This is a genomic window from Streptomyces sp. NPDC047061 (assembly GCF_040643955.1).
Classification (GTDB): domain Bacteria; phylum Actinomycetota; class Actinomycetes; order Streptomycetales; family Streptomycetaceae; genus Streptomyces.
In genome coordinates, this window is sequence record NZ_JBEYVI010000007.1 from 120,175 (window position 1) to 140,195 (window position 20,021).

The following is a 20,021-nucleotide window of genomic DNA, read 5'->3' on the forward strand; positions in this document are numbered from 1 at the left end:
TGATGACGGTGAAGTCGGCGGACGGTTCATCAGAACGTGAACTCCCCTCCGTAGTCGGTGTTGTGGTCGCGGTAGACGGAGTGGTAGTGGATCTGGCTCGTGTAGACCACGCCGTCCTGGCAGACGAACTCGATCCAGACCCCCGGCCCGTCGATGCGCACGTAGTCGCCCTGGGTGTCCAGCGCGGTGGTGCCGGAGTACGAGATGTAGGTCTCGTCGAGTTCCGACTTGTACGTGCTCAGCGTCGAAGCGGCGGTCGTGTCGTCCGCGACGTCGACCCAGGGCTCGATGGCGTCCAGCACCAACTGCTGCTGGGCGTCGGTCAGATCGCCGACCGAGAGGCCCTCCTTGGTCGTCGGGAAGGCGCCGTCGTCGTCCGGGCCGAGCAGCACGTCACTGAACGACTCGGAGAGTTCTGCCTCGGCCAGCTCGTCCGAGCTCAGGCTGTCGACCATCGCGAGCATCGCGTCGCGCATTCCGTCCAGGGGCGCGTACGAGGTGCCGTCGTCCGCCGTCCAGCTGGACGGCTCCACGCCGACGAAGAACGGGGTGGTGCCCTCGACCTCGCCGTCCTTGTAGGTGAGGTTCACCGCGAGGTGGTGGCCGCCGAAGTGCAGCTGCCAGGTGCCGGTCGTGCTCGGGGTGCCGAGGAAGGCCAGGTAGTAGTTGCCGCTGCCGTAGCCGCTGGCGGTCTCGCCGAGCTTGTCGTCGGCGGCCAGGATCTGGGTGATCTGGTCGTACCCGGTGTCCGCGGTGGTGCCGGCCGCCGCCTTCAGCACCGCCTTGGCCGCGGTCAGCTGGGTGTCGCTGAGCGTGCTCAGCTCGATGCCGACCCGGCAGGTGGAGCCGCACGGGAGATTGGACCAGGCGGTGGCGTTGGCCTCCGTGAAGTCCAGAAGCGCCTCGGACTGCTGGTCGCTGTCCAGGGTGTCGACGAACGCCTCGGCGGCGTCGACCACGTCCGAGACGCTCGAGTCCGCCGTGGTCGCGGCGGTGGTCGCGGCCTCCGAGGGCTGCGAGGCCTGGGGCGTGGCACGCTCCTGGACGGACGCGGCGTTCGCGGTGGCGTACACCGCGCCCAGCAGCGCGGCGGATGCGGCGGCCACGGCCACGATCGCCTTCCGACGCCTGCCCTGCGACCTGCGGTGTGTGTGTTGCGTCTGCAATTCAAGACTCCCTTCCGGGAGAAAATCGGCAGAGCTTCCCCGGGGAATTGATGCCAAGCGGGTTTCGGGAAATCCTGCCGCAGTGGATTGGTGTGGAGGATCACACCGCCCAGTGCTGTGGTCCGCATAAACAAGTTCTCTGTCCGAGGCGTGACTGACTGTCAACTTCCTTAAGGCGCAGGTAAAGCGGGGTGCCGGAGCGGAGCGGGCGGGAGAAGTCGCCAGGGGCGCACCGTGACCTCCTGCCCGGTGGCGGCGGGGCGCCCGGACCGGGCACAGTGGTCCCACAGCTCGCAGTGGAATCGTCGCGGCATGACCGCAGCTGCTGTGACCCGTGGAGGCCGCGTTCGGGTGCTCATCGTGGACGACGAGCCCGAGCTCACCGAGTTGTTGTCCGCGGCGGTGGCCGAAGCGGGATGGCGTCCCTTCGCGGCGCGGGACGGTCGCGGCGCGCTGCGCATCGCGCGGACCTGCGCACCGCACGTCGTCGTACTCGACGGGATGCTTCCCGACCTCGACGGGGTCAAGGTGCTGCGGCAGCTGCGGCGGGAGAACCGGAAGCTGCCCGTGCTGATGCTCACCGCCCGGGACGCGTTGGAGCACCGGCTCGACGGACTGTCCGCCGGTGCCGACGACTACGTGACCAAGCCGTTCTCGCTGGAGGAGGTCATGCTCCGGCTGCGCGGTCTGCTGCGCCGGGTCGGTGGGGAGGAGGCCCCGGACAACGGGTCCGTCCGGATGCTGGGCGACCTCGTGGTCACCGCGCGCTCGCGCGAGGTGCAGCGCGGCGGGGAGCAGGTCCAGCTCACGGCAAAGGAGTTCGACCTGCTGTGGTTCCTCATGCGCCACCCGCACCAGGTACTGAGCAAGGCGCAGATCCTCGACCACGTGTGGAACGCCGGGTTCGACGGTGAGGGAAACCTGGTCGAGGTCTATGTCCACAGTCTGCGCGCGAAGATCGACAAGGGCCGGGGGCGGATGATCCACACGGTGCGCGGGGTCGGCTATGCGATCAAGGCCACGGAGTAAGGACATCGCGACGCACGACGGCACCCGCGGACGGGGGCGCTCGCTCCGGGCCCGGCTGGTGCTCTTCATCTCCGTGACCATGATCGTCGTGTGCGGGGTCATGGCGCTCACCACGGTCGTCGTGCAACGCGTCTACCTGCTGGGGGACCTGGACCAGCGGGTCACCGACGCGGCCGCGCGCAGCCAGGGCGGACTGCAGCGCAGGCCGGGCGGCGCCACCGATCTCGGGTTCCTCAACGAGCGCGGGCAGCCGGTCGGCACACTCGCTGCCCGCTTCGACGACAACGGAGGCGTGCTCGCCGCCGAGGTGGTCACCGGGGACGGCCGTCAGCGGGTCCTGACGGCCGCCCAGCGGGAGGCCCTCGCCGGAATCACCGCCGACGGCGCCCTGCACACCCGTACCGTTCCGGGTCTCGGCACCTACCGGCTGACCGCGCTCGCCGGCGACGGCGTCCCGGTGCTGGCCGGGCTCCCCATGGGCGACGTACAGCGCATGATCGACGGCCTTGTCCTGGCCGAGGCCGTGATCGCCGCGCTCGGACTCGCCGCGGCCGCCGGTGTCTCGGCGGTGGTGATCAGGCGCCAGCTGCGCCCGCTGGGGCGGGTCGCGGCCACCGCGGTCGAGGTGGCGCGCGTGCCGCTGGACCGCGGCGAGGTGGGCGCGCTGACCCGCGTCCCCGGCCCGGACACCGACCCGGGCACCGAGGCCGGACAGGTCGGGGACGCGCTCAACCGGCTGATCGACCACGTCGAGCACTCGCTCGCCGAACGCCAGCGTGTCGAGGACGGCATGCGGCGTTTCCTCGCCGACGCGAGCCATGAGCTGCGCACACCGCTCGCCTCGATCGCGGGGTACGCGGAACTCATGAACCGCGGGAACGAGCGTATCGAGCCCGGGCTGGCCTGGCGTCGTGTCTCCGCCCAGTCGGCCCGTATGTCGGGGCTGGTCGAGGACCTGCTGATGCTCGCCCGCCTCGACGAGGGACGACCCCTGCAGCTTACGGACGTGAACCTCGCGACCCTGGTGGCGGAGGCGGTGTGGGACGCGCGGGCGGTCGGCGTCGACCACGAGTGGCAGCTCTCCCTGCGCCTCGACGCGCCCGCGACGGTCGTCGGCGACCAGGCCCGGCTGCACCAGGTGGTGGCCAACCTGCTGGCCAACGCACGCGTGCACACACCGGCGGGCACCAAGGTCACCGTCGTCGTGGAAGCCACCGGGGCGGGCTGTGTGATCCGCGTCCAGGACGACGGCCCGGGGATCCCCGCGGACCTGCTGCCCTCGGTCTTCGAACGCTTCACCCGTGCCGACGCCTCCCGCACGCGGGCCACCGGCGGCTCCGGCCTGGGGCTGGCCATCGCGGCCGCGATCACCCAGGCACACGGCGGGCACATCGGGGTCGAAAGCGCATCGGGGCGTACGGAGTTCTCCGTACGGCTGCCCGCGACGCGTACTTCTTCCCGCGCCGCCTCCGCTGCCGCCGGCCACTGACTGCTCTCCGGGCCGGGCGGCGCCGCGGCGCCGGCTCGCGTGGGCCTGACGAACTCTCAGCGTCCCCACAGATGTGCAGGTCAGAGCTTTGCAGATGCCCGATTCGGGCAGCTTGGCCGCTCTTGCGACTAAGGCCTGGCTAAGGTCGGGGTCCCAGAGTCGTGACTCCACGGCCGTTCATCAGCGACGTGCCACGACGAAGGGACTCAGCGACGATGCCCGAGCTCGACGCCGCACAGCCGAAGGACCGGGAGCCCGACTCCGATCACGCGGGCGCCGCCCTTGCGAGCCGTCGCAACTTCATGCGGAGGGTGTTCTTCGCGAGCGGCGCCACCGCGCTCGTCACGATGGGCGGCGCGGGGGCCTGGGCCGCGATGGCCGACGACTCCACCGGCACGGCCGACGCCTCGGCGAGCCCCAGCCCGAGCGGTCCCCCCAGCGGTGGTCCGGGCGGCGGGACCGGCGGCCCCGGCAACCAGTCGATCACCGAGGAGTTCTTCGGCCTCACCACCGACGGCAGCCGGATCGACGACCTGTTCACGGTTCACCGCACGGGCGTGACCACCGCACCGGTCGTCTCCGCCGCCAACGCCTTCCTGGCCGGTCTGACCGACACCCAGAAGACCGCGACGCAGTTCACGGTCCACTCCACGGAGTGGCGGCTGTGGAGCAACGTCGACTCCTACGCGCGCCAGGGCGTCTCCCTGGCGGACCTGACGGATGACCAGAAGGCGCTCGGCAAGGCCCTGTTGAAGTCGGCCCTGAGCGCGGACGGTCTGGAGAGCACGGAGAAGATCCGCAGGATCAACCAGGCGGCCGGGGAGGCGATCGGCAACACCACCTCCTTCAACGAGGACGCCTACTACTGGACGCTGATGGGCACCCCGTCCGAGACCGAGCCCTGGGGCTTCCAGTTCGACGGCCACCACCTCGTCATCAACTACTTCGTGCTGGGCGACCAGGTCGTGATGAGCCCCTGCTTCTGGGGTTCGGAGCCGACGACGATGGAGATCGACGGCGAGACGGTGACGGTCTGCCACGAGGAGGTCGCCGCGAGCCTGGCCTTCATCGACTCCCTGACCGACGCGCAGCAGAAGGTCGCCATCGCCTCGTCGACCAAGACCAGCGAGTCGATGAAGGCCGGCGCCTTCTCCGACAACACGGTCCAGGCGTACGAGGGCCTGCGCGGCAACGCTCTCGACCCCGCCCAGAAGAAGAAGCTCCTGGGCATCGTCGAGGCCTTCGTGGGCCGGGCGAAGGCGGACGCCGCGAAGGTGCGGATGGCGGAGGTGCGCAGGTACCTCGACGACACGTACGTCACGTGGGCGGGCGGTACCGGAGACGACGACGCCTTCTATGTGCGGGTGCACAGCCCCGTCGTCTGGGTCGAGGTCGACTGCCAGGCGCCGGGCCCGCTGCGCGGCGCCTACGGCGGCGCCGACGGTGTGCCCACCCAGATGCACGTCCACTCGATCATCCGTACCCCCAACGGCAACGACTACGGAAGGGAGCTCCTCAGGCAGCACTATCTGACCTCGCCGCACCACCGATGAGGGACTGTCCTCCCCGCGACCGGCCTCGTCCTGAACCGTCGGGCGGTGGCCGGTTCGGACTGCGCCGTGGCTCCGCTACCGGCTGGGTGTTGCGGGTCAGGACGTCGGTGACGGCGCATAGTGGTGGGCAAGACTGGTGGCGAGGTCGCGGAGGTGAGCCCTGGCTTCGATAGGGCCGTGCACAGTGATGGCGTTCCCGAACGGCAGGAGTGCTCGCACGTCCTCCAGACGCAGGAAACGGATCGTCACCTTGCGGCCGGTGGCGGATTCTTCATGGTCGTCCAGGACGAGTCGTAGGCCGAAGATCCGTTGCGCTCGCTCGATCTGGGTCTGGTCGATGGTGGCGCTGACCTCTATCGCGTGGTTGTGCTCCCACTGATCAACGAGCGCTGCAGCGACGGTGGCCAGGGTCTGGCTCTCGCGGATCCGTCGTGGCTGGTCGACTTCCTTCCACGTCGTGATCCGTTCGAGTCGGTACATCCGCGGCACTCGGGAACAGTCGGCGACGAGGTACCAGATGCCGGCCTTGGCGAACAGCCCGTAGGGATCCACGACCAGGTCGCGTGGGCCTGACTCGCGTGGGCTGTCGTACGCGATCCGTAGCCGGCGACCTCGCCGCACCGCGCCGATCAGCGAGGCCGGGGTCGTGCCGGAAGCTCGTGCCTGATGCCAGGGACGGCTGTCGACGTGCACTACGTCGGTGAGCGGCAGGAGCTCATGAACTCGACGTGGCTGTGCAGCGGCGATCTTGGAGAGCGCGCGCCGGCTTTCGACCGATGCGTCGAGCTCCGCACGTTGCTTCTCGTCCAGCCCGGTGAGCGACAGATGATCACGCTCGCCCGGTGTGAGCCGCGTGAGGTCGAGCCCGGACCCCGGCAGCATGGTCACGCCTCCGAAGCGGCCCCGGTGTGCGGTCACCGGCAGACCGGCGTCGCGGAGCCAGTTCAGGTCGCGGGTGATGGTTCGCAGGGACACTCCGAGCGCTGAGGCAAGTTCCTGTGTGGTCACGGCATCCCTCGATTCGAGGAGCAGCATCAGGGTGAAGAAGCGATCCGGGGTCACACGCAAATTTATTCAGGAATTGCGACACGATGCGGCGCATATCCCGGTCAGGCTGCTGGATGCGTACCTCCGACCTGGGAGAAGGAACAACCATGACCGCATCCGTCGTGTCCATCGTCTACGTGAACGACGCTCCCGCCGCAGCTCGTTTCTACGGCGACCTCCTCGGCATGAGCCCCTCGTTCGAGACTTCGGGATACATCACCTTCGACCTCGGGCCGGGCGCTGACCTCGGTCTGTGGTCCGGCCAGTTCGAGGACCTGTCACCGGACGTCCCGCGCACCAGTGAGGTCTGTCTGGCCGTCGACGGTGGACCCGACGAGCTCAACGCGACCTTTGAGCAGTGGATTTCCAAGGGGGTCACGATCCTGCGCGAGCCGCATGACGCGGGGTTCGGGCTGACCTTCCTCGCAGCCGATCCTGACGGGAACCGTATCCGCGTCGCACCGCGGGGCTGAAAGGCCGCAATGCGGCAGGCGCGCACTACAGGTGTCGCGGCTGCCGTCGTCCGACTTCGAGCGTCTGGTCGTCGCCACAGGGATGACCAGACGCACGCTGCCCGGCACTCGCGAGCCGGCCGGCGTGCACACCCTGTGCACCGTCGACGACGCACGTGTCCTCCGGGCCGAACTCGACCACGGGCCACGGGCGGTGGTGGTCGTCGGAGCCGGCCTCATCGGCGCCGAGTTCGCCGCCGCGGCCCGGGCACGGCGGTTGGACGGCTGCGTCGTCGAGGCTCAAGCCACGCCCATGGCCCACCTGTTCGGCGAGGCGGCGGAGGTCGAGTTGGTCGGCACTGCTTGGGCACCGAGGGCGGCGTACGCGCCGAGGACGTTCTTGAGCGGGGGTCGGCTGCCCGGGCAGGGGTTGCCCGCCGCGCGGGCCTGCGGGTGTCGGCGGGCGGTCCGTCGGGAGAGGATCTTCCCGTGAGCCAGTCAGTCAGCCTATGCCGCAGTTGCCTAGGCCCGACTAGCTCTTCTGCAGGGCGCGCGTGACACCCGCGATGACGGCGGTCGTCAGGATCCAGCCGAAGGCGATCAGCAGGTAGGCCAGCCACTGGAGGCTGCCGTTCGGCCAGTACCAGGCGGTGCGCTGGCCCAGGCCGCCGATGGGGATCAGGAGGTCGAGTGTGTAGACCAGGGGTTGGAACGGGGCGCCTTCGCCCCGTTGAACCGGCCTGGGGGCGTGCGTGCTGAAGGACAGTGCGCCCAGCAAGGTCAACGCGAGGAGCCAGACGCCGGCCAGCCAGGGGCGGTAGCCGTAGCCGACGGTCACGTCGAGCAGGTGCCCCCACGCGCGCGCGGCCCATGGCAGGGTTCGACGCCGATGGCGCTGTTTGGCCAGGAGCACGCGGCGGGCTTCGTCGTCGTGACCGGCCTTCCGGTACCAGCTCGCCAACTGTTCGTAGGGCTGGGGGTTGTAGCCGGGGCAGCGTCGTATCCACGCCACACGATGGGGCACGGAGTTCCGCCGGCGCGCTGCCTCCCGCCGTCCGGCCGCCTCGTCCACCTTGATGGAGCCGTAGACGAAGCCGTCCAGCTCCACCGCCTCCGGCCAGCTGTGCTCGCCGTCGTGGAGGTGGGACACCTGCGCGCCCTGGAGGTCCACTGTGCCGGACGGTGGCCGGGCGAGGGTGAAGTCGAAGTCGACGGCCTGCATCAGCGGAGCGACCAAGGAGGGGCCCCGGCCGTCTGGCGGTCCGTTCAGGACGGCTCCTTCGAAGGTCAGGGTGCCCGAGGCCCGGGTGCCCTGCAGCCGTACGGTCCCGTTCGCGGTGAACCCGCCGGAGAAGTCGAGTGTCGAGGCCACGGCGTTGTCCAGGGCGAGCGCCACTCCGCGTGGCCCGGGCTCCGTCAGCTGTGCGCCCTGCATGAACAGTCCGCCCGGCAACTGGGCACCCAGCAGACGCACTTCACCTCGTGCGAGGAACCCGCCCCGGCAGAACACGCCCCCTTCCATGACCAGGCCACCGGCGGCCACGGCCCAACCTCCGGGCGCGTTGATCTCGGCCTTGTTGAGGACGATTCCGCCGGTCACCCGGGCGTTGGTGAGCGACAAGGCGGTGATGTCGTGGTTGAAGGGCGAGGAAGCGCCGCTCTCCAGGAGTGAGCGGCGCAGGTCGACGTTTCCCTCGATGTGCGCCGACCCGGCGTCGATGCCGGGTACCCGGCTGCCGGTGATCACGAGCGTCCGGGTCGACGCCCCGAACAGGTTCACGGGTTCCTCGAACCAGCAGTCCTCGAACCAGAGGGACTGGCCGATCTGCGCGCCGGCCAGATCGAGGGGCCCGGTTATCCTCGCCCCCGCGAGCCTCAGACATGCGACGGCGCCCGGCTGCGTGGTGTTCATGCCCAGAAGGAGCGCCACGATCACGGCGGCCCGAACCGTCCGCCCCGCACCCCACTGCCCGCCCTCGACGACACGGTCGTCCTCGGGAACACCCGTACGCAGGTCCACCCGGCGTCCCTCGGGGAACGCGTCCCACAACTCACGTTCCGGTGAAGTCAACTCGTCGTATGAGAGCACCCATGCAGGGTAGTGATCGGGCAACCTGAGCACGACCAGAACCTGTTGGAAGAGAGGCCCGAGGGAGGTGGCTCCCCGCTTCCCCACCTCCCTGGCTCACGGAGTGCTCAGTCGATACAGAACTCGTTGCCCTCGATGTCCAGCATCGGGATGCACGACTCGTTCTCCTCGTCGGCGTACAGCGTCTGCACATGGGTCGCACCGAGCGCGACCAGCCGTGCGCACTCGGCTTCGAGCGTGGCGAGGCGCTCGTCCCCCACGAGCCCGGTGCCGACCCGGACGTCGAGGTGCACCCGATTCTTGACGGTCTTGCCTTCCGGGACGCGCTGGAAGTACAGGCGCGGGCCCACGCCCGAGGGATCACTGCAGGCGGCCCACGATCCCTGCTTCTCGGCAGGCAGGGCGCGGTTGAAATCGTCCCAGGTGGTGAACCCCTCCGGAGGAGGCGGTACGACGTACCCCAACACCTCGCACCAGAAGCGGGCGAGGCGCTCGGGATCCGCGCAGTCGAAGGTGACTTGGAACTTCTTGATCGCCGACATCGGCGCACCGTACCCCGTATCAGGGGTTCCCTGCCGGCGGTGAGCCGTTTCGATACGCTCCCGGCCATGAGACTGCGGAACTCCCGTTCGCTGGACGCCGGTTCGGCACATGTGATCGTGACGGGCGGTTCGAGCGGTATCGGGCTGGCCACCGCCCGGCTGTTCGCGGCCCGCGGGGCGAAGGTGTCGCTGATCGCGCGGGGGCCGGAACGGCTGGGCGAGGCCGCGAAGGAGCTGTCGGCCGCCGCGCGGGCGGCCGACGTGTCCGACCAGGCGGCCCTCACCCGTGCCATCGGGGAACTGGAGGAGGAGCAGGGCCGGCCCTGCGACGTCCTGGTCACCTCGGCGGGGCTCGCTCGCCCGGGGCACTTCCTGGAACTGCCCGACGAGGTCTTCCGGCAGATGATGGACGTCGACTACTTCGGCACGCTGTACGCGATCCGGGCCGTGGCCCCCGGCATGGTGGAGCGCGGGCACGGCAGCGTCGTCGCCGTCTCCTCGGCCGCCGGGCTGATCGGGATCTTCGGCTACAGCGCCTACGGACCGGCCAAGTTCGCCGTACGCGGGCTGCTGGAGTCGGTACGGGCCGAGCTCGCACCCCGCGGGGTGCACGTCGGGGTCGTCTTCCCGCCGGACGTGGACACCCCGCAGCTCGCCGAGGAGAACCAGTGGAAGCCGGCCGAGACCCGCGCGGTCGGCGGGACGATCAAGCCGCTCACCGCGGAGCGGGTCGCGGCGGCCATCGTGGACGGCATCGAGCGAAGACGCTTCGTGATCTGCCCGGACGCGGGCACCCGCGCCCTGGCCCGGTTCGGCAGCGTTCTCCTGCCCTTGCTCAACCGGGAGTTCGACCGGAGGGCCAGGGCGGTCAGCAGGCCGTGATCGCCTCAAGGCCCGTGAACGGTCGCGTCGGGCGGCATGCCGTCCGGCGGTTCGCGGCGCAGGGCCTGCCGCGTCAGCCGGCGTTGATGACCACGCACTTCACCTGCGTCCAGTCCTCCAGGTAGTCGGGGCCCATGGAGCGGCCGAAGCCGCTGTGCTTGTAGCCGCCGAAGGGGGCGCCGATGGCTCCGGCCGGCCCGCCGTCGCCGAGGGTGTTGACGGCGATCTGGCCGGCCTGGACCCGGCGGGCCAGGCGTACGGCGCGGCCGACGTCCTGGGTCCAGACGGTGGCGGTGAGGCCGTAGCGGGTGCCGTTGGCGATGGCGACGGCTTCCTCCTCGTCCTCGTAGGTGAGCACGGACAGCACCGGGCCGAAGATCTCCTCCTGGGCGATGCGCATCCCGGGCCGGACCCGGTCGAAGAGGGTCGGTTCGACGAAGTACCCGTCGTCGTACGGCGCTCCGGTCAGCTTGCCGCCGCCGACGACCACTTCGGCGCCCTCCTCGCGTCCGACGGCCAGGTAGTCCAGGACCCGCTTCTCCTGGCGGGCGTTGATGAGCGGCCCCATGTCGACGGGCTGGTCCCACAGTCCGACCCGGACGGCGCGGAAGGCGTCCGCGACCTCGGTCACGAGCCGGTCGTGCAGCGAGGGGTGCACCAGGACGCGGGAGCCGGCCGCGCACACCTGGCCGCTGTTCATGACGATGCTGCGCACGATCGCCGGGACCGCCTTCGACAGGTCGGCGTCGGGCAGCACGATCTGGGGGGACTTGCCGCCCAACTCCAGTTGCAGCGGTATGAGGTTGCGGGCGCAGGCCGCCATCACGGCGGTGCCGGTGGCGGGCGAGCCGGTGAAGCTCATCTTGCGGATGCCGGGGTGCGCGGGCAGCGCGGCGCCGGCCTCGGCGCCGTATCCGGTGACGACGTTGAGGACGCCGGGCGGGAGCCCCGCCTCCTGTGCGAGCCGGGCCAGGTACAGCGCCGTGAGCGGGGCGTCCTCGGCCGGCTTGAGGACGACGGTGTTGCCGGCGGCGATCGGCGCGGCCGTGTTGAACACCGTCATCGGGCCGGGCGCGTTCCAGGGGATGATCGCGCCGACGACGCCGTACGGCTCGCGCAGGGTCAGGCCGAGCAGGTCGGGGGAGCGGGTGGGCAGGGTGTCGCCGAAGACCTTGTCGGCCTTGCCGGCGAGGTAGGTGAGGCGGGCGGCGATGGGGGAGGGGCCGACGGGGTGGCCGACCTCCATGGCCTCCAGCCGGTTGATGTCGTCGTCGTGCTCGCGCACCAACTCGGCCCAGCGGTAGAGGAGTTCGCCGCGCACGGCGGGGCTGGTGTCGCGCCAGGCGGGCAGTGCCGCCTCGGCGGCGCGTACGGCGTCGTCGACGTCCTCGGCCGTGCCGCGGGGCACCCGGGCGAGCAGGGCGCCGGTGGCCGGGTTGACGACTTCCAGTACGGCTTTGGAGCGGGCGGGGACCCACTCGCCGGCGATGAGGTGCGTGCCGTCGGGCAGGAGCGCGGCGATGTCGAAGGAGGCGGCGGAGGCGGGGGCGGTGGCGGTCATCGAGTTCCTTGTGAGGCGGGGGTGGTGGGAGAGGCAAGGCCTGCCGGGTGGCCAGGCGGGGCCCGCTGGGTGGTCAGGCGGCTCCGGCCGGGGACCGGAGGGGCACGGCCGTACCGGCGGCGATCTCGTCGCGGCGGTGGCAGGCGACGGCGACCCCGTCGTGCTCCACCAGTTCGGGCTGGTCGGACCGGCAGATCTCCTGCGCGAACGGACAGCGGGCGGCGAAGGCGCAGCCCGCGCCGGCACCCCCGGTCACCGGGCCGGCCGGGACGGTCGTGCTCGCGAGGCGCCGCTCGGCCTGGCGGCGGCGCTGGACGATCGGGTCGGGGACCGGGGCGGCGGCCAGCAGCGCCCGGGTGTAGGGGTGGGACGGGTGGTCGGCGACCAGGGCCGCCGGGCCGCGCTCGACGACCCGGCCGGCGTACAGGACGACGACGGTGTCGCTGAGGTAGCGCACCACGGCCAGGTCGTGGGAGATGAAGAGGTAGCTCAGGCCCCGGGTCTGCTTGAGGCGGGCCAGCAGGTTGAGGACCTGCGCCTGCACGGACAGGTCGAGGGCGCTGACCGCCTCGTCGCACACGACGAAGTCCGGCTCCATGACCAACGCACGGGCGATGGCGATGCGTTGGCGCTGCCCGCCGGAGAAGGCGGCCGGGTAGCGGTGGGCGGCGCCGGGCGGCAGGCCGACGTCGTCGAGGGCGCGCAGGACGCGCTCGCGGATCTCGTCCGCGGGCAGGCCCAGGTTGTGGCGGAGAGCCTCGGCGAGGGTGTCGCCGACCGTGTGCGCCGGGTTCATGGAGCCGTACGGGTCCTGGAAGACCACCTGCATCCGGCGGGCCAGCAGCCGGCGGTCCGCACGGGTGCCGTGCGTGATGTCGGCGCCGTCGAACTCGACGCTGCCGCCGGTCACCGGTACCAGCCCCAGTACGGCGGAGCCGATCGTCGACTTGCCGGAGCCGGACTCGCCGACCAGGCCGACGGTCTCGCCGCGGCCCACGGTCAGGTCCACGCCGCGTACGGCGCTGACGTCGCCGCCGTGCCGCCGGGAGCGGCGGTAGGTGACGTCCAGGCCGCGCACCCGAAGAAGCTCACTCATGTGCTCCTCCTCCGATCAGTTCGAGCGGGCGGATGCACCGCGTCGACCGTTCCAGCTCGACCAGATGGGAGATCACGACGGGTTTCTCCTTGCAGGCGTCGGTCACCCGCGGGCAGCGGTTCTGGAAGTGGCAGCCGACGGGCCACTGCGTCGGGGGTGGCACCGCGCCCTCCACGGCGGGCAGCGGCTGGCCCGGCAGGGCGTGGTGGGGGTCGGACCCCAGCAGGCCGGCCGTGTACGGGTGCGCGGGCGTGGTGACGAGGTCGGTGACCTCGGCCTCCTCGACGACCTCGCCGGCGTACATCACCACGGCCCGGTCGCACAGGTCGGCCAGCACACCCCAGTCGTGGGTGATGAGGATGACGGAGGTGCCGCCCGCCCGCAGTTCGCGCAGCACGTCGAGGATCTCGGCCTGCACGGTCACGTCGAGAGCGGTGGTCGGCTCGTCGGCGATCACCAGGGCGGGGTCGCCCGCCAACGCGGCGGCGATGCCGACCCGTTGGGCCATACCGCCGGAGAGCTGGTGCGGGTAGCTGCCGGCCACGCGGCCCGGGTCGGGCAGCCGTACCTTCGCGAAGAGTTCCAGGGTGCGTTCCCGGGCCTGCTTGCGGGAGCAGCCGGTGTGCAGGCGCACGACCTCGGCGACCTGGGCACCGGCGGTGAAGGACGGGTCGAGACCGGAGACGGGGTCCTGGGATATCCATCCGATACGACGGCCCCGGACACGGCGCAGCGCGGCGGCATCGGCACGGGCGAGGTCGGCGCCCTCGAAGAGGACGGTGCCGGCGGTGATCGCGCCGCCGGCGGGCAGCATGCCCAGCAGCGAGGTGGCCGTGACGGTCTTGCCGCAGCCGGTCTCGCCCACGATGCCCAGGACTTCGCCTGCCCGCAGGTCGAACGACACGTCCCGGACGACCTCGGTGGGCGTGCCCTCGATGCGCAGGGACACCGTCAGACCGCGCACCGACAGCAGCGCGTCGGGGTCGGGCTCCTCGATCATCCGCGGCGTGTCCGTGCCCGTGACCTCGGCCCGCACCGGTTCCGGCGCGGCTCCCCGCGGTCGGCCCATGCGGCGGGACGGCGGCTTGTCGGCCGGCGGCGAGTACCGTTCGGCGAGCGTGTCGCGCAGGCCGTCGCTGAGCAGGCCGAGCGCCAGGATGAAGCTGATGATCATGAAGCCGGAGGGGGCGAGGAGCCAGGGGTCGGTGCCGATGTTCTTGGACGCCTCGGCGATCATGCTGCCCCAGCTCGCCCGGGTGGTGCCGAGGCCGAGGAAGCCGAGCCCGGTCTCCAGGAGCACGGCGTAGGCGCCGAACACCGAGGCCTGGACGAGAACCACTCCGGTCACCCGGGGCAGGACGTGGCGCCGGATGATGACCCGGTCGCGGATGCCGCCCGCCACCGCCGCCCGGACGTACAGCTCCTCCTTCACGCCGAGCGTCGCCGAGCGCACGACCCTGGCCAGCAGGGGAGCGCCGAGCAGGCCGTTGGCGGCCATGGCCGCGCTCTCGTTGTTGGTGAAGACCGACAGGACCACCAGCAGGACGATGATCACGGGGACGGCGGAGATCAGGTCGGCGCTCTTGAGGACGAGCCGGTCGAACCAGCCGCCCCGGTAGCCCGCGACCATCCCGGCCGGGACACCGAGGGGCAGATACACGGCCAGGGTGATCAGCACGCCGAGCAGGGTGATCTGCCCGCCGTGCATCAGCCGGCTGAGCACGTCGCGGCCGAGTTCGCCGGTGCCCAGCCAGTGCGCGCCGCTCGGCCCTTGCAGGGCCGCGGTCAGGTCCTGCTCGTCGGGGTCGTAGGGAGCGAGCGGACCGGCCAGCAGGGTCACCAGGAGGATGAGGAGGAGGTAGCCGGCGGAGGCGGCCGCGGCGGGCTTGCGCAGCAGCCGCGCGGTGAAGCCGGGTTGCGCCGCGCCCCGTCGAGGGCGTCCTCCGCCGCTCTCGGACGCCGTCGGGCGCGCGGTCGCCGGGGCCTTCATGTCCGTACCTTCGGGTTGAGCATCGCGTACACCACTTCGATCAGGAGGTTGATCAGCATCACGGTGACCGTGAAGACGAGCGCGACACCCTGGACCGTCGGGATGTCCTGTGTCTGCGCGGCGGTCACGGCCAGGCCGCCGAGGCCCGGCATGACGAACAGGGTCTCGGCGAGCACGGTGCCGCCGAACAGGGTCACCACGACCACGCCCAGCACGGTGACGATCGGCGCCGCGGCGTTGCGCAGCACGTGCCGGAAGATCACCGAGCGCTCCGGGACCCCCCGGGCGCGCAGCACCCGGACATACTCCCGGTCGAGTTGGGTGAGTACGCCGTCGCGGGTCTGTTTGGCGACCGGCGCGGTGGCCGGCACTCCCAGGGTGAGCACCGGCAGGACGAGGGACCCGAACCACTGCACCGGCGAGTCGGTGAACGGCACGTACCCCGAGACGGGGAAGAGCGGCAGCTGCACGGCGAACGCGGTCATCAGCACCAGCCCGAACCAGAAGTTCGGCACCGCGAGGCCGACCAGCGCGATGCCGTCCACGGCCCGCCCCAGCAGGCCGCCCTTGAGCGCGCTGAGGACACCGAGGGCGACGCCGGCGACGGCCGCGACCAGGATCGCGCCGCCGATCAGGGACAGGGTGGTGCCCAGGCGGGAGGTGAGCTGGTCGCTCACCGGGACGCCGGAGGTGATCGAGTCGCCCAGGTTGCCGTGCAGGGCGGCGGTGAGCCAGTCCCAGTAGCGGACCAGCAGCGGATGGTCGAGGCCGAGCTGGGTGTCGAGCACCTTGACCTGGGCGGGGCTCGCGTTCGCACCGAGGATGGTGCGGCCGGGGTCGCCCGGGACCAGGCTGGTCAGGACGAACGTCAGAACGGTCACGCCGAACACCACGGGAACCGCGCCGACAAGCCAGCGGAAGAGGATCCTGTGCATCTCACCTCGCTCCTTTCTCGGGCCGGGCGGCCCCCGTGGTCAGGTCGGGGGCCGCCCGGAGTTCTTACTTGGTGGCGTAGATGGCCAGGGGGCTCACGAAGGGAGCGCCCGCGCTGACCTTCACCCCGCCGATGCCGGGCCGGACGTAGTAGTTGACCGGGGTGAAGGCGACCGGGGCGTACCAGGCGTTCTTCACCAGGTACTCCTGCATCTGCTGGTCGAGCTTCGCGCGCTCGGCCGGCTCGGCGGCGGCCGCCTTGTCGAACAGCTCGGTCAGTTCGGGGGCGGTGCTGCCGAAGCCGTTGAAGACCTTCGAGCCGGGCATGAAGAGGTCCAGGCCCTCCAGGTACATCGGCTCCTCGGTGAACCCGCCGGAGACAGCCGGGTACTTGTGGTTGGTCTGGTCCTCGACGAAGGTGGTGATGCTGGTGACCGCGGTGACCTTCACCTTGATGCCGACCTTGGACAGCTGGCCGGCGATCGCCTCGGCCATGGTGTCGAAGCCGACGAAGGTGGCGGCCAGGACGGGCAGGGTGAAGCCGTCCGCGTAGCCGGCCTGCTTGAGCAGCTGCTTGGCCTTGGCCGGGTCGTAGGGGTATTCCTTCGCCAGGTCGGCGGAGTAGCCGTCGCCGCCCTTGATGACGGTCTGCACGGTGGGTGTGCCGGCGGAGCCGAGGAGGGCCTTGGTGACGGCGTCGCGGTCGATGGCGTAGTTGATGGCCTGGCGGACCCGGACGTCGCCGAGCGGCTTGGAGACCTCGCCCGCGCGGTCGATCAGGCTCAGCCCCTGGAGGATGACCGGGAGGCCGACGGTGGACATGCCGGCGGCCTTGGCGGAGGCGGCGGAGGTGTAGTCGCCCTTGTAGACGTCGATCTGGCCGGTCTTCATGGCGTTGACCGCGGTCTGGCCGTTCTGCACGATCCGGATCACGATCTTCTTGTAGTGCTGCTTGGTCTTGTCGTAGTAGCCGGGGTTGGCGGTGTACGTGTAGTGGTCGCCGGCCACACTGTCGGACGGCTGGTAGATGTAGGGACCCGCGCCCTGGCTGGTCCTGGTCGGCGTCAGGCTCGACGTGCTCGCCAGGCCCTTGGGGCTGATGATCTGGCCGATGCCGTACGACTGGGTCAGCAGGGTGGGCAGGATCGGGTTGGCCTTGGCCAGCTTGATGGTCAGGGCGAGCGGACCGGTGGCGGTGATGGTGGCGTCCGTCAGGTAGTGCGCCTGGTTGCCCTGCGCCTTCTTCGCGTACTCCAGGGAGGCCTTCACCGCGTCGGCGGTGACCGCCTCGCCGTCGGCGAACTTCACCCCGGAGCGCAGAGTGACGGAGAGCTCGGTGTTGCCGGTGCCGACGTACTTCCAGGACTTGGCCAGTGCCGGCTGCACGGTGCCCTCGGGAGAGAGGTAGAACAGGGACTCGTACGACAGCATCGTGAAGTCGACGGAGCCGAGGTCGGCGGTGCCCGGGTTGAGGGCGGTCGGGGCCTGCTGCTCGGCGACGGTCAGGGTGTCGCCCGGTACGGCCTTGCCGGTGCTCTGGGCGCCGGTGGCCGCGTTCTTGCCTCCGCCGCAGGCGGTCAGGGCGAGCGAGAGCACGGCGCACGCGGCGACGAGGCCGGTGCGGGCGGTCCGGAGCGATCTCGGGGTGAGCCGGCCGGAGGTGGAGTCGAGGGAGTGCATGTACTTCTCCTTGCGCCACGGGAGGTCCGCCAGGGCAACGGGAGCCGGAAGGCGGGCAGCTGGGTGTGATGAGGAACATCTGCACGTGCCGGGCGCGGACGAGGGGGTCGCGGAGCCCGGGCGGCACCCGCAAAAGGAGGGGGCCACCTGCGCGTGTTCACGGAGGGTGCGAGTCGGCCGGCGGAGGGCCGGGAGGTGCGGAGGGTCGGGTGCGTCGCGGGGGACCGTCGTGCGGTGCCGGCCGGAGCGGGCCGTGCGGAACCGGCGGTCCAGAGGGATGAGCGGCGACGAACCGGAGGTGCTCCCGCTGCTCGCGAGGATCAGGCTCAGGTACTGCGGTGGTGCCGGTCCACCGGGGGCTGGCCGGTGAACCGGGGCCTGGGCGTCCTTCGGCCGCAGTGCGGACGAGACGCGATCGGCCCAGTGGTGTAACCCTGATGAAACGGGGCCCTGCTGTCCAGCATCCGTGCAAGGGGAATGGGGTGCCGGCCGCGAAAGATAAGCGTGCGGATCATGGACTGGTGTACAGGCCGGACCCTGTTGTACAGGCGGGTCGTGCGGGCGGGCGTCAGCCCAGCAGGCCGTGCAGGGCTTCCGCCGTCGTACGCACGGTCTCGGCCCAGCCCACCAGGGCCTCCCGTGTCTCCAGGAACGTGATCGTCGAGACGTTGACCGCGCCGACGATCCCGCCCTTGGCGTCGCGGACCGGTACGGCCAGACAGCGTACGCCCGGTTCGTTCTCCTCGTCGTCCACGGCGAAACCCTGCTCGCGCACCTTGGCGAGTTCCGCGCGCAGTCCGGCGAGACCGGTGAGGGATCTCTCCGTACGCGGTGCCAGACCCACCCTGTCCACCAGCGCGGTGAGTTCCTCGTCGGCCAGACCGGCGAGGACGCACTTGCCGATGGCGGTGGTGTGCAGGGCGAGCTGCTGGCCGACCCGGGAGGAGTCCTGCACCGCGTTCGGCCCGGACACCTTGACCAGCAGGGTCACCACGTCTCCGGTGCGCACGCCCATGTGCACGGTGTGACCGATGCGCCGGCCGAGCACCTCCAGCTCGGCCCGCATCACCTGGTCCTCCTCGCAGCCCTGGGTGATCCGGGCCGCGAGGGCGCGGATCCGCGGCCCGGGGCTGTAGCTCCCGGCCCCGTCGGAGCCCAGGAATCCGGTCGCCACCAGGTTCTGGAGGATGCGGTGCGCACTGGCCTTGGGGACTCCCGCGGTGGCCGCGATGTCTCCCAGGCGGTGCGGATAGCCGGGGGCCGAGGCGGCCTCCAGCAGGTTGAGCGCCTTGTCGGTGGCGTTGCCCGCGCTGGAGCTGCGTCCCCCGCGGCCGCCCGTCTGTGAGTCCTCGGAAGTTTCGATCCCGGCCATTGACAGGCTCCCGTCGCACGGTTTCACTGATGAGCGTTCCACAACAGAATACATCATTCCACGTAATGGAACACCGGGTTGGTGGGTCGGAGGGCTGCCGCACCTGCCTCGGAGGACCCCGGAACCGCACCACGACCATCCCCGAGAGGACAACCCCCGTGCCAGAGAAGGTCCACAAGGTACGCACGACCCCGCAACAGATGGCAGAGATCGAACAGCAGTGGATCGACGAGGTCCAGGAGGACCAGGAACTCACCACCTTCGGTCTCTACCCGCAGCCCTCGCGCGGCAGCGCGGACGCCCAGGGCAGCTACCAGCTCTACCTCCCGCCCCAGTACGAGACCGAGCCCGACCGCCGCTTCCCCGTCATCTACTGGCTGCACGGCGGGTTCGGCAACGCCCGCCAGGGTTCCGAAATGGTTGCGCGGATCGACAAGGCGATCCGGGGCGAGGTCATGCCACCGGCGATCGTCGTCGTCCCGCAGATCCTGCCGATCGGCTGGTACGTCGACTCCAAGGACGGCGCCCGCCCGCTCGCCCAGATCACCGCCTTCGACCTGGTCCGGCACATGGACGACACCTACCGGACGATTCCCGAGGCCGCCGCCCGCACCGTCGAGGGCTTCTCCATGGGCGGCTTCGGCGCCCTGCACCTGGGCCTGAAGTACCCGAAGATCTTCGGCAAGGTGTCCGCGGTCGCCCCCGCCATCCTGCGCGACCTCAAGGACGAGCCGGAGGACCGCGTCAACAACACCTACTTCGGCGACCAGGAGTACTACGACCTCTGCCACCCCTGGAGCCTGGTCCTCGCGGGCGCCCCCGAACTGCGCCGCACCAGCCAGGTCCGGCTGCTGTCCGGCCGGCTGGACACCCGCCTCGCGCCCACCATCCGGGACCTGGACAACCGCTTCACCGACCTCGAAGTGCCGCACGACTTCTTCGAGTTCCCGGACGCGGACCACGAGTACGACCACATCATGGACGGCTACGGCGACAAGTACTACGCCTGGTGGCGCACCGCCTGACGGCCTCCGCCCCACCTGCTCCAGCGGGTTGATCACCCCGTCCGGGGTGTTCCCCGCCCGAGTCGCCGAACCGCCCCCCTTTCCACCGGTCGCCGACGGGCCGTCGCCCTCGGCC

The 20,021-nt window shown here is 70.8% G+C and carries 17 protein-coding genes; 7 read left to right on the forward strand and 10 right to left on the reverse strand.

Features of this window, described 5'->3' with window-relative positions:
- Positions 1 to 29: 29 nt before the first annotated feature.
- Positions 30 to 1,106, reverse strand: coding sequence for a DUF3500 domain-containing protein (locus ABZ887_RS13985; protein WP_361287680.1), 1,077 nt, complete (start codon positions 1,104 to 1,106; stop codon positions 30 to 32).
- Positions 1,107 to 1,478: 372 nt separating this feature from the next.
- Here ABZ887_RS13985 and ABZ887_RS13990 point away from each other — a divergent pair, with 372 nt between their 5' ends.
- From ABZ887_RS13990 to ABZ887_RS14000, 3 genes are all read left to right on the forward strand, one after another.
- Complete coding sequence (locus ABZ887_RS13990; RefSeq protein WP_361287683.1) at positions 1,479 to 2,195, forward strand: response regulator transcription factor; 717 nt, start codon at positions 1,479 to 1,481, stop codon at positions 2,193 to 2,195.
- A gap of 79 nt (positions 2,196 to 2,274) precedes the next feature.
- Positions 2,275 to 3,684 (forward strand): ATP-binding protein, encoded by a 1,410-nt coding sequence (locus ABZ887_RS13995; RefSeq protein WP_361288042.1) that lies wholly within the window; start codon positions 2,275 to 2,277, stop codon positions 3,682 to 3,684.
- 215 nt (positions 3,685 to 3,899) lie between these two features.
- Positions 3,900 to 5,237, forward strand: coding sequence for a DUF3500 domain-containing protein (locus tag ABZ887_RS14000; RefSeq protein WP_361287686.1), 1,338 nt, complete (start codon positions 3,900 to 3,902; stop codon positions 5,235 to 5,237).
- 96 nt (positions 5,238 to 5,333) lie between these two features.
- Here the strand turns inward: ABZ887_RS14000 and ABZ887_RS14005 are convergent, their stop codons facing one another.
- On the reverse strand, positions 5,334 to 6,299 hold the full coding sequence (locus ABZ887_RS14005; RefSeq protein WP_361287689.1) for a WYL domain-containing protein: 966 nt from the start codon (positions 6,297 to 6,299) through the stop codon (positions 5,334 to 5,336).
- 92 nt (positions 6,300 to 6,391) lie between these two features.
- Here ABZ887_RS14005 and ABZ887_RS14010 point away from each other — a divergent pair, with 92 nt between their 5' ends.
- Together ABZ887_RS14010 and ABZ887_RS14015 are read left to right on the forward strand one after the other, a co-directional pair.
- Positions 6,392 to 6,757, forward strand: a complete 366-nt coding sequence (locus ABZ887_RS14010) for a VOC family protein (RefSeq protein ID WP_361287692.1) — start codon at positions 6,392 to 6,394, stop codon at positions 6,755 to 6,757.
- 31 nt (positions 6,758 to 6,788) lie between these two features.
- Positions 6,789 to 7,229: an FAD-dependent oxidoreductase gene (locus ABZ887_RS14015; RefSeq protein WP_361287695.1), complete on the forward strand. Its 441-nt coding sequence runs from the start codon at positions 6,789 to 6,791 to the stop codon at positions 7,227 to 7,229.
- Positions 7,230 to 7,268: 39 nt separating this feature from the next.
- Here the strand turns inward: ABZ887_RS14015 and ABZ887_RS14020 are convergent, their stop codons facing one another.
- Positions 7,269 to 8,825, reverse strand: coding sequence for an oxidoreductase (locus ABZ887_RS14020; RefSeq protein ID WP_361287698.1), 1,557 nt, complete (start codon positions 8,823 to 8,825; stop codon positions 7,269 to 7,271).
- Positions 8,826 to 8,932: 107 nt separating this feature from the next.
- The gene (locus ABZ887_RS14025; RefSeq protein ID WP_361287701.1) at positions 8,933 to 9,367 is read right to left on the reverse strand and encodes a VOC family protein; all 435 of its coding nucleotides are present in this window, start codon (positions 9,365 to 9,367) and stop codon (positions 8,933 to 8,935) included.
- 66 nt (positions 9,368 to 9,433) lie between these two features.
- On the opposite strand from ABZ887_RS14025, the gene ABZ887_RS14030 reads away from it, so the two are divergent.
- Positions 9,434 to 10,249: an SDR family oxidoreductase gene (locus ABZ887_RS14030; RefSeq protein WP_361287704.1), complete on the forward strand. Its 816-nt coding sequence runs from the start codon at positions 9,434 to 9,436 to the stop codon at positions 10,247 to 10,249.
- 73 nt (positions 10,250 to 10,322) lie between these two features.
- On the opposite strand, the gene ABZ887_RS14035 is transcribed toward ABZ887_RS14030, so the two are convergent.
- The 6 genes from ABZ887_RS14035 to ABZ887_RS14060 form a co-directional block, all read right to left on the reverse strand.
- Positions 10,323 to 11,810 (reverse strand): aldehyde dehydrogenase family protein, encoded by a 1,488-nt coding sequence (locus ABZ887_RS14035; RefSeq protein WP_361287707.1) that lies wholly within the window; start codon positions 11,808 to 11,810, stop codon positions 10,323 to 10,325.
- A 73-nt stretch (positions 11,811 to 11,883) separates the two neighbouring features.
- Positions 11,884 to 12,906 (reverse strand): oligopeptide/dipeptide ABC transporter ATP-binding protein, encoded by a 1,023-nt coding sequence (locus tag ABZ887_RS14040; protein WP_361287710.1) that lies wholly within the window; start codon positions 12,904 to 12,906, stop codon positions 11,884 to 11,886.
- Positions 12,899 to 14,896 carry a dipeptide/oligopeptide/nickel ABC transporter permease/ATP-binding protein gene (locus ABZ887_RS14045; RefSeq protein WP_361287713.1) on the reverse strand — a complete coding sequence of 666 codons (1,998 nt, stop codon included), beginning with the start codon at positions 14,894 to 14,896 and terminating at the stop codon, positions 12,899 to 12,901. The genes ABZ887_RS14040 and ABZ887_RS14045 overlap by 8 nt, the downstream gene beginning before the upstream one ends.
- On the reverse strand, positions 14,893 to 15,831 hold the full coding sequence (locus tag ABZ887_RS14050; RefSeq protein WP_361287716.1) for an ABC transporter permease: 939 nt from the start codon (positions 15,829 to 15,831) through the stop codon (positions 14,893 to 14,895). The genes ABZ887_RS14045 and ABZ887_RS14050 overlap by 4 nt, the downstream gene beginning before the upstream one ends.
- Positions 15,832 to 15,895: 64 nt before the next feature.
- Positions 15,896 to 17,509, reverse strand: a complete 1,614-nt coding sequence (locus tag ABZ887_RS14055; RefSeq protein WP_361287719.1) for an ABC transporter substrate-binding protein — start codon at positions 17,507 to 17,509, stop codon at positions 15,896 to 15,898.
- Positions 17,510 to 18,077: 568 nt separating this feature from the next.
- Complete coding sequence (locus ABZ887_RS14060; protein WP_361287722.1) at positions 18,078 to 18,881, reverse strand: IclR family transcriptional regulator; 804 nt, start codon at positions 18,879 to 18,881, stop codon at positions 18,078 to 18,080.
- Positions 18,882 to 19,081: 200 nt separating this feature from the next.
- Between ABZ887_RS14060 and ABZ887_RS14065 the strand changes: the two genes are divergently transcribed.
- Positions 19,082 to 19,906, forward strand: coding sequence for an alpha/beta hydrolase-fold protein (locus ABZ887_RS14065; RefSeq protein WP_361287725.1), 825 nt, complete (start codon positions 19,082 to 19,084; stop codon positions 19,904 to 19,906).
- The last annotated feature ends 115 nt before the right edge of the window (positions 19,907 to 20,021 follow it).

What these genes read in the sequence shown, in the direction of transcription:
- ABZ887_RS13990 (WP_361287683.1), top strand. Translation starts at nt 1,479, where the DNA reads ATGACCGCAGCTGCTGTGACCCGTGGAGGCCGCGTTCGGGTGCTCATC.
- ABZ887_RS13995 (WP_361288042.1), top strand. Translation starts at nt 2,275, where the DNA reads ATGATCGTCGTGTGCGGGGTCATGGCGCTCACCACGGTCGTCGTGCAA.
- ABZ887_RS14000 (WP_361287686.1), top strand. Translation starts at nt 3,900, where the DNA reads ATGCCCGAGCTCGACGCCGCACAGCCGAAGGACCGGGAGCCCGACTCC.
- ABZ887_RS14010 (WP_361287692.1), top strand. Translation starts at nt 6,392, where the DNA reads ATGACCGCATCCGTCGTGTCCATCGTCTACGTGAACGACGCTCCCGCC.
- ABZ887_RS14025 (WP_361287701.1), bottom strand. Translation starts at nt 9,367, where the DNA reads ATGTCGGCGATCAAGAAGTTCCAAGTCACCTTCGACTGCGCGGATCCC.
- ABZ887_RS14030 (WP_361287704.1), top strand. Translation starts at nt 9,434, where the DNA reads ATGAGACTGCGGAACTCCCGTTCGCTGGACGCCGGTTCGGCACATGTG.
- ABZ887_RS14035 (WP_361287707.1), bottom strand. Translation starts at nt 11,810, where the DNA reads ATGACCGCCACCGCCCCCGCCTCCGCCGCCTCCTTCGACATCGCCGCG.
- ABZ887_RS14040 (WP_361287710.1), bottom strand. Translation starts at nt 12,906, where the DNA reads ATGAGTGAGCTTCTTCGGGTGCGCGGCCTGGACGTCACCTACCGCCGC.
- ABZ887_RS14045 (WP_361287713.1), bottom strand. Translation starts at nt 14,896, where the DNA reads ATGAAGGCCCCGGCGACCGCGCGCCCGACGGCGTCCGAGAGCGGCGGA.
- ABZ887_RS14050 (WP_361287716.1), bottom strand. Translation starts at nt 15,831, where the DNA reads ATGCACAGGATCCTCTTCCGCTGGCTTGTCGGCGCGGTTCCCGTGGTG.
- ABZ887_RS14055 (WP_361287719.1), bottom strand. Translation starts at nt 17,509, where the DNA reads ATGCACTCCCTCGACTCCACCTCCGGCCGGCTCACCCCGAGATCGCTC.
- ABZ887_RS14060 (WP_361287722.1), bottom strand. Translation starts at nt 18,881, where the DNA reads ATGGCCGGGATCGAAACTTCCGAGGACTCACAGACGGGCGGCCGCGGG.
- ABZ887_RS14065 (WP_361287725.1), top strand. Translation starts at nt 19,082, where the DNA reads ATGGCAGAGATCGAACAGCAGTGGATCGACGAGGTCCAGGAGGACCAG.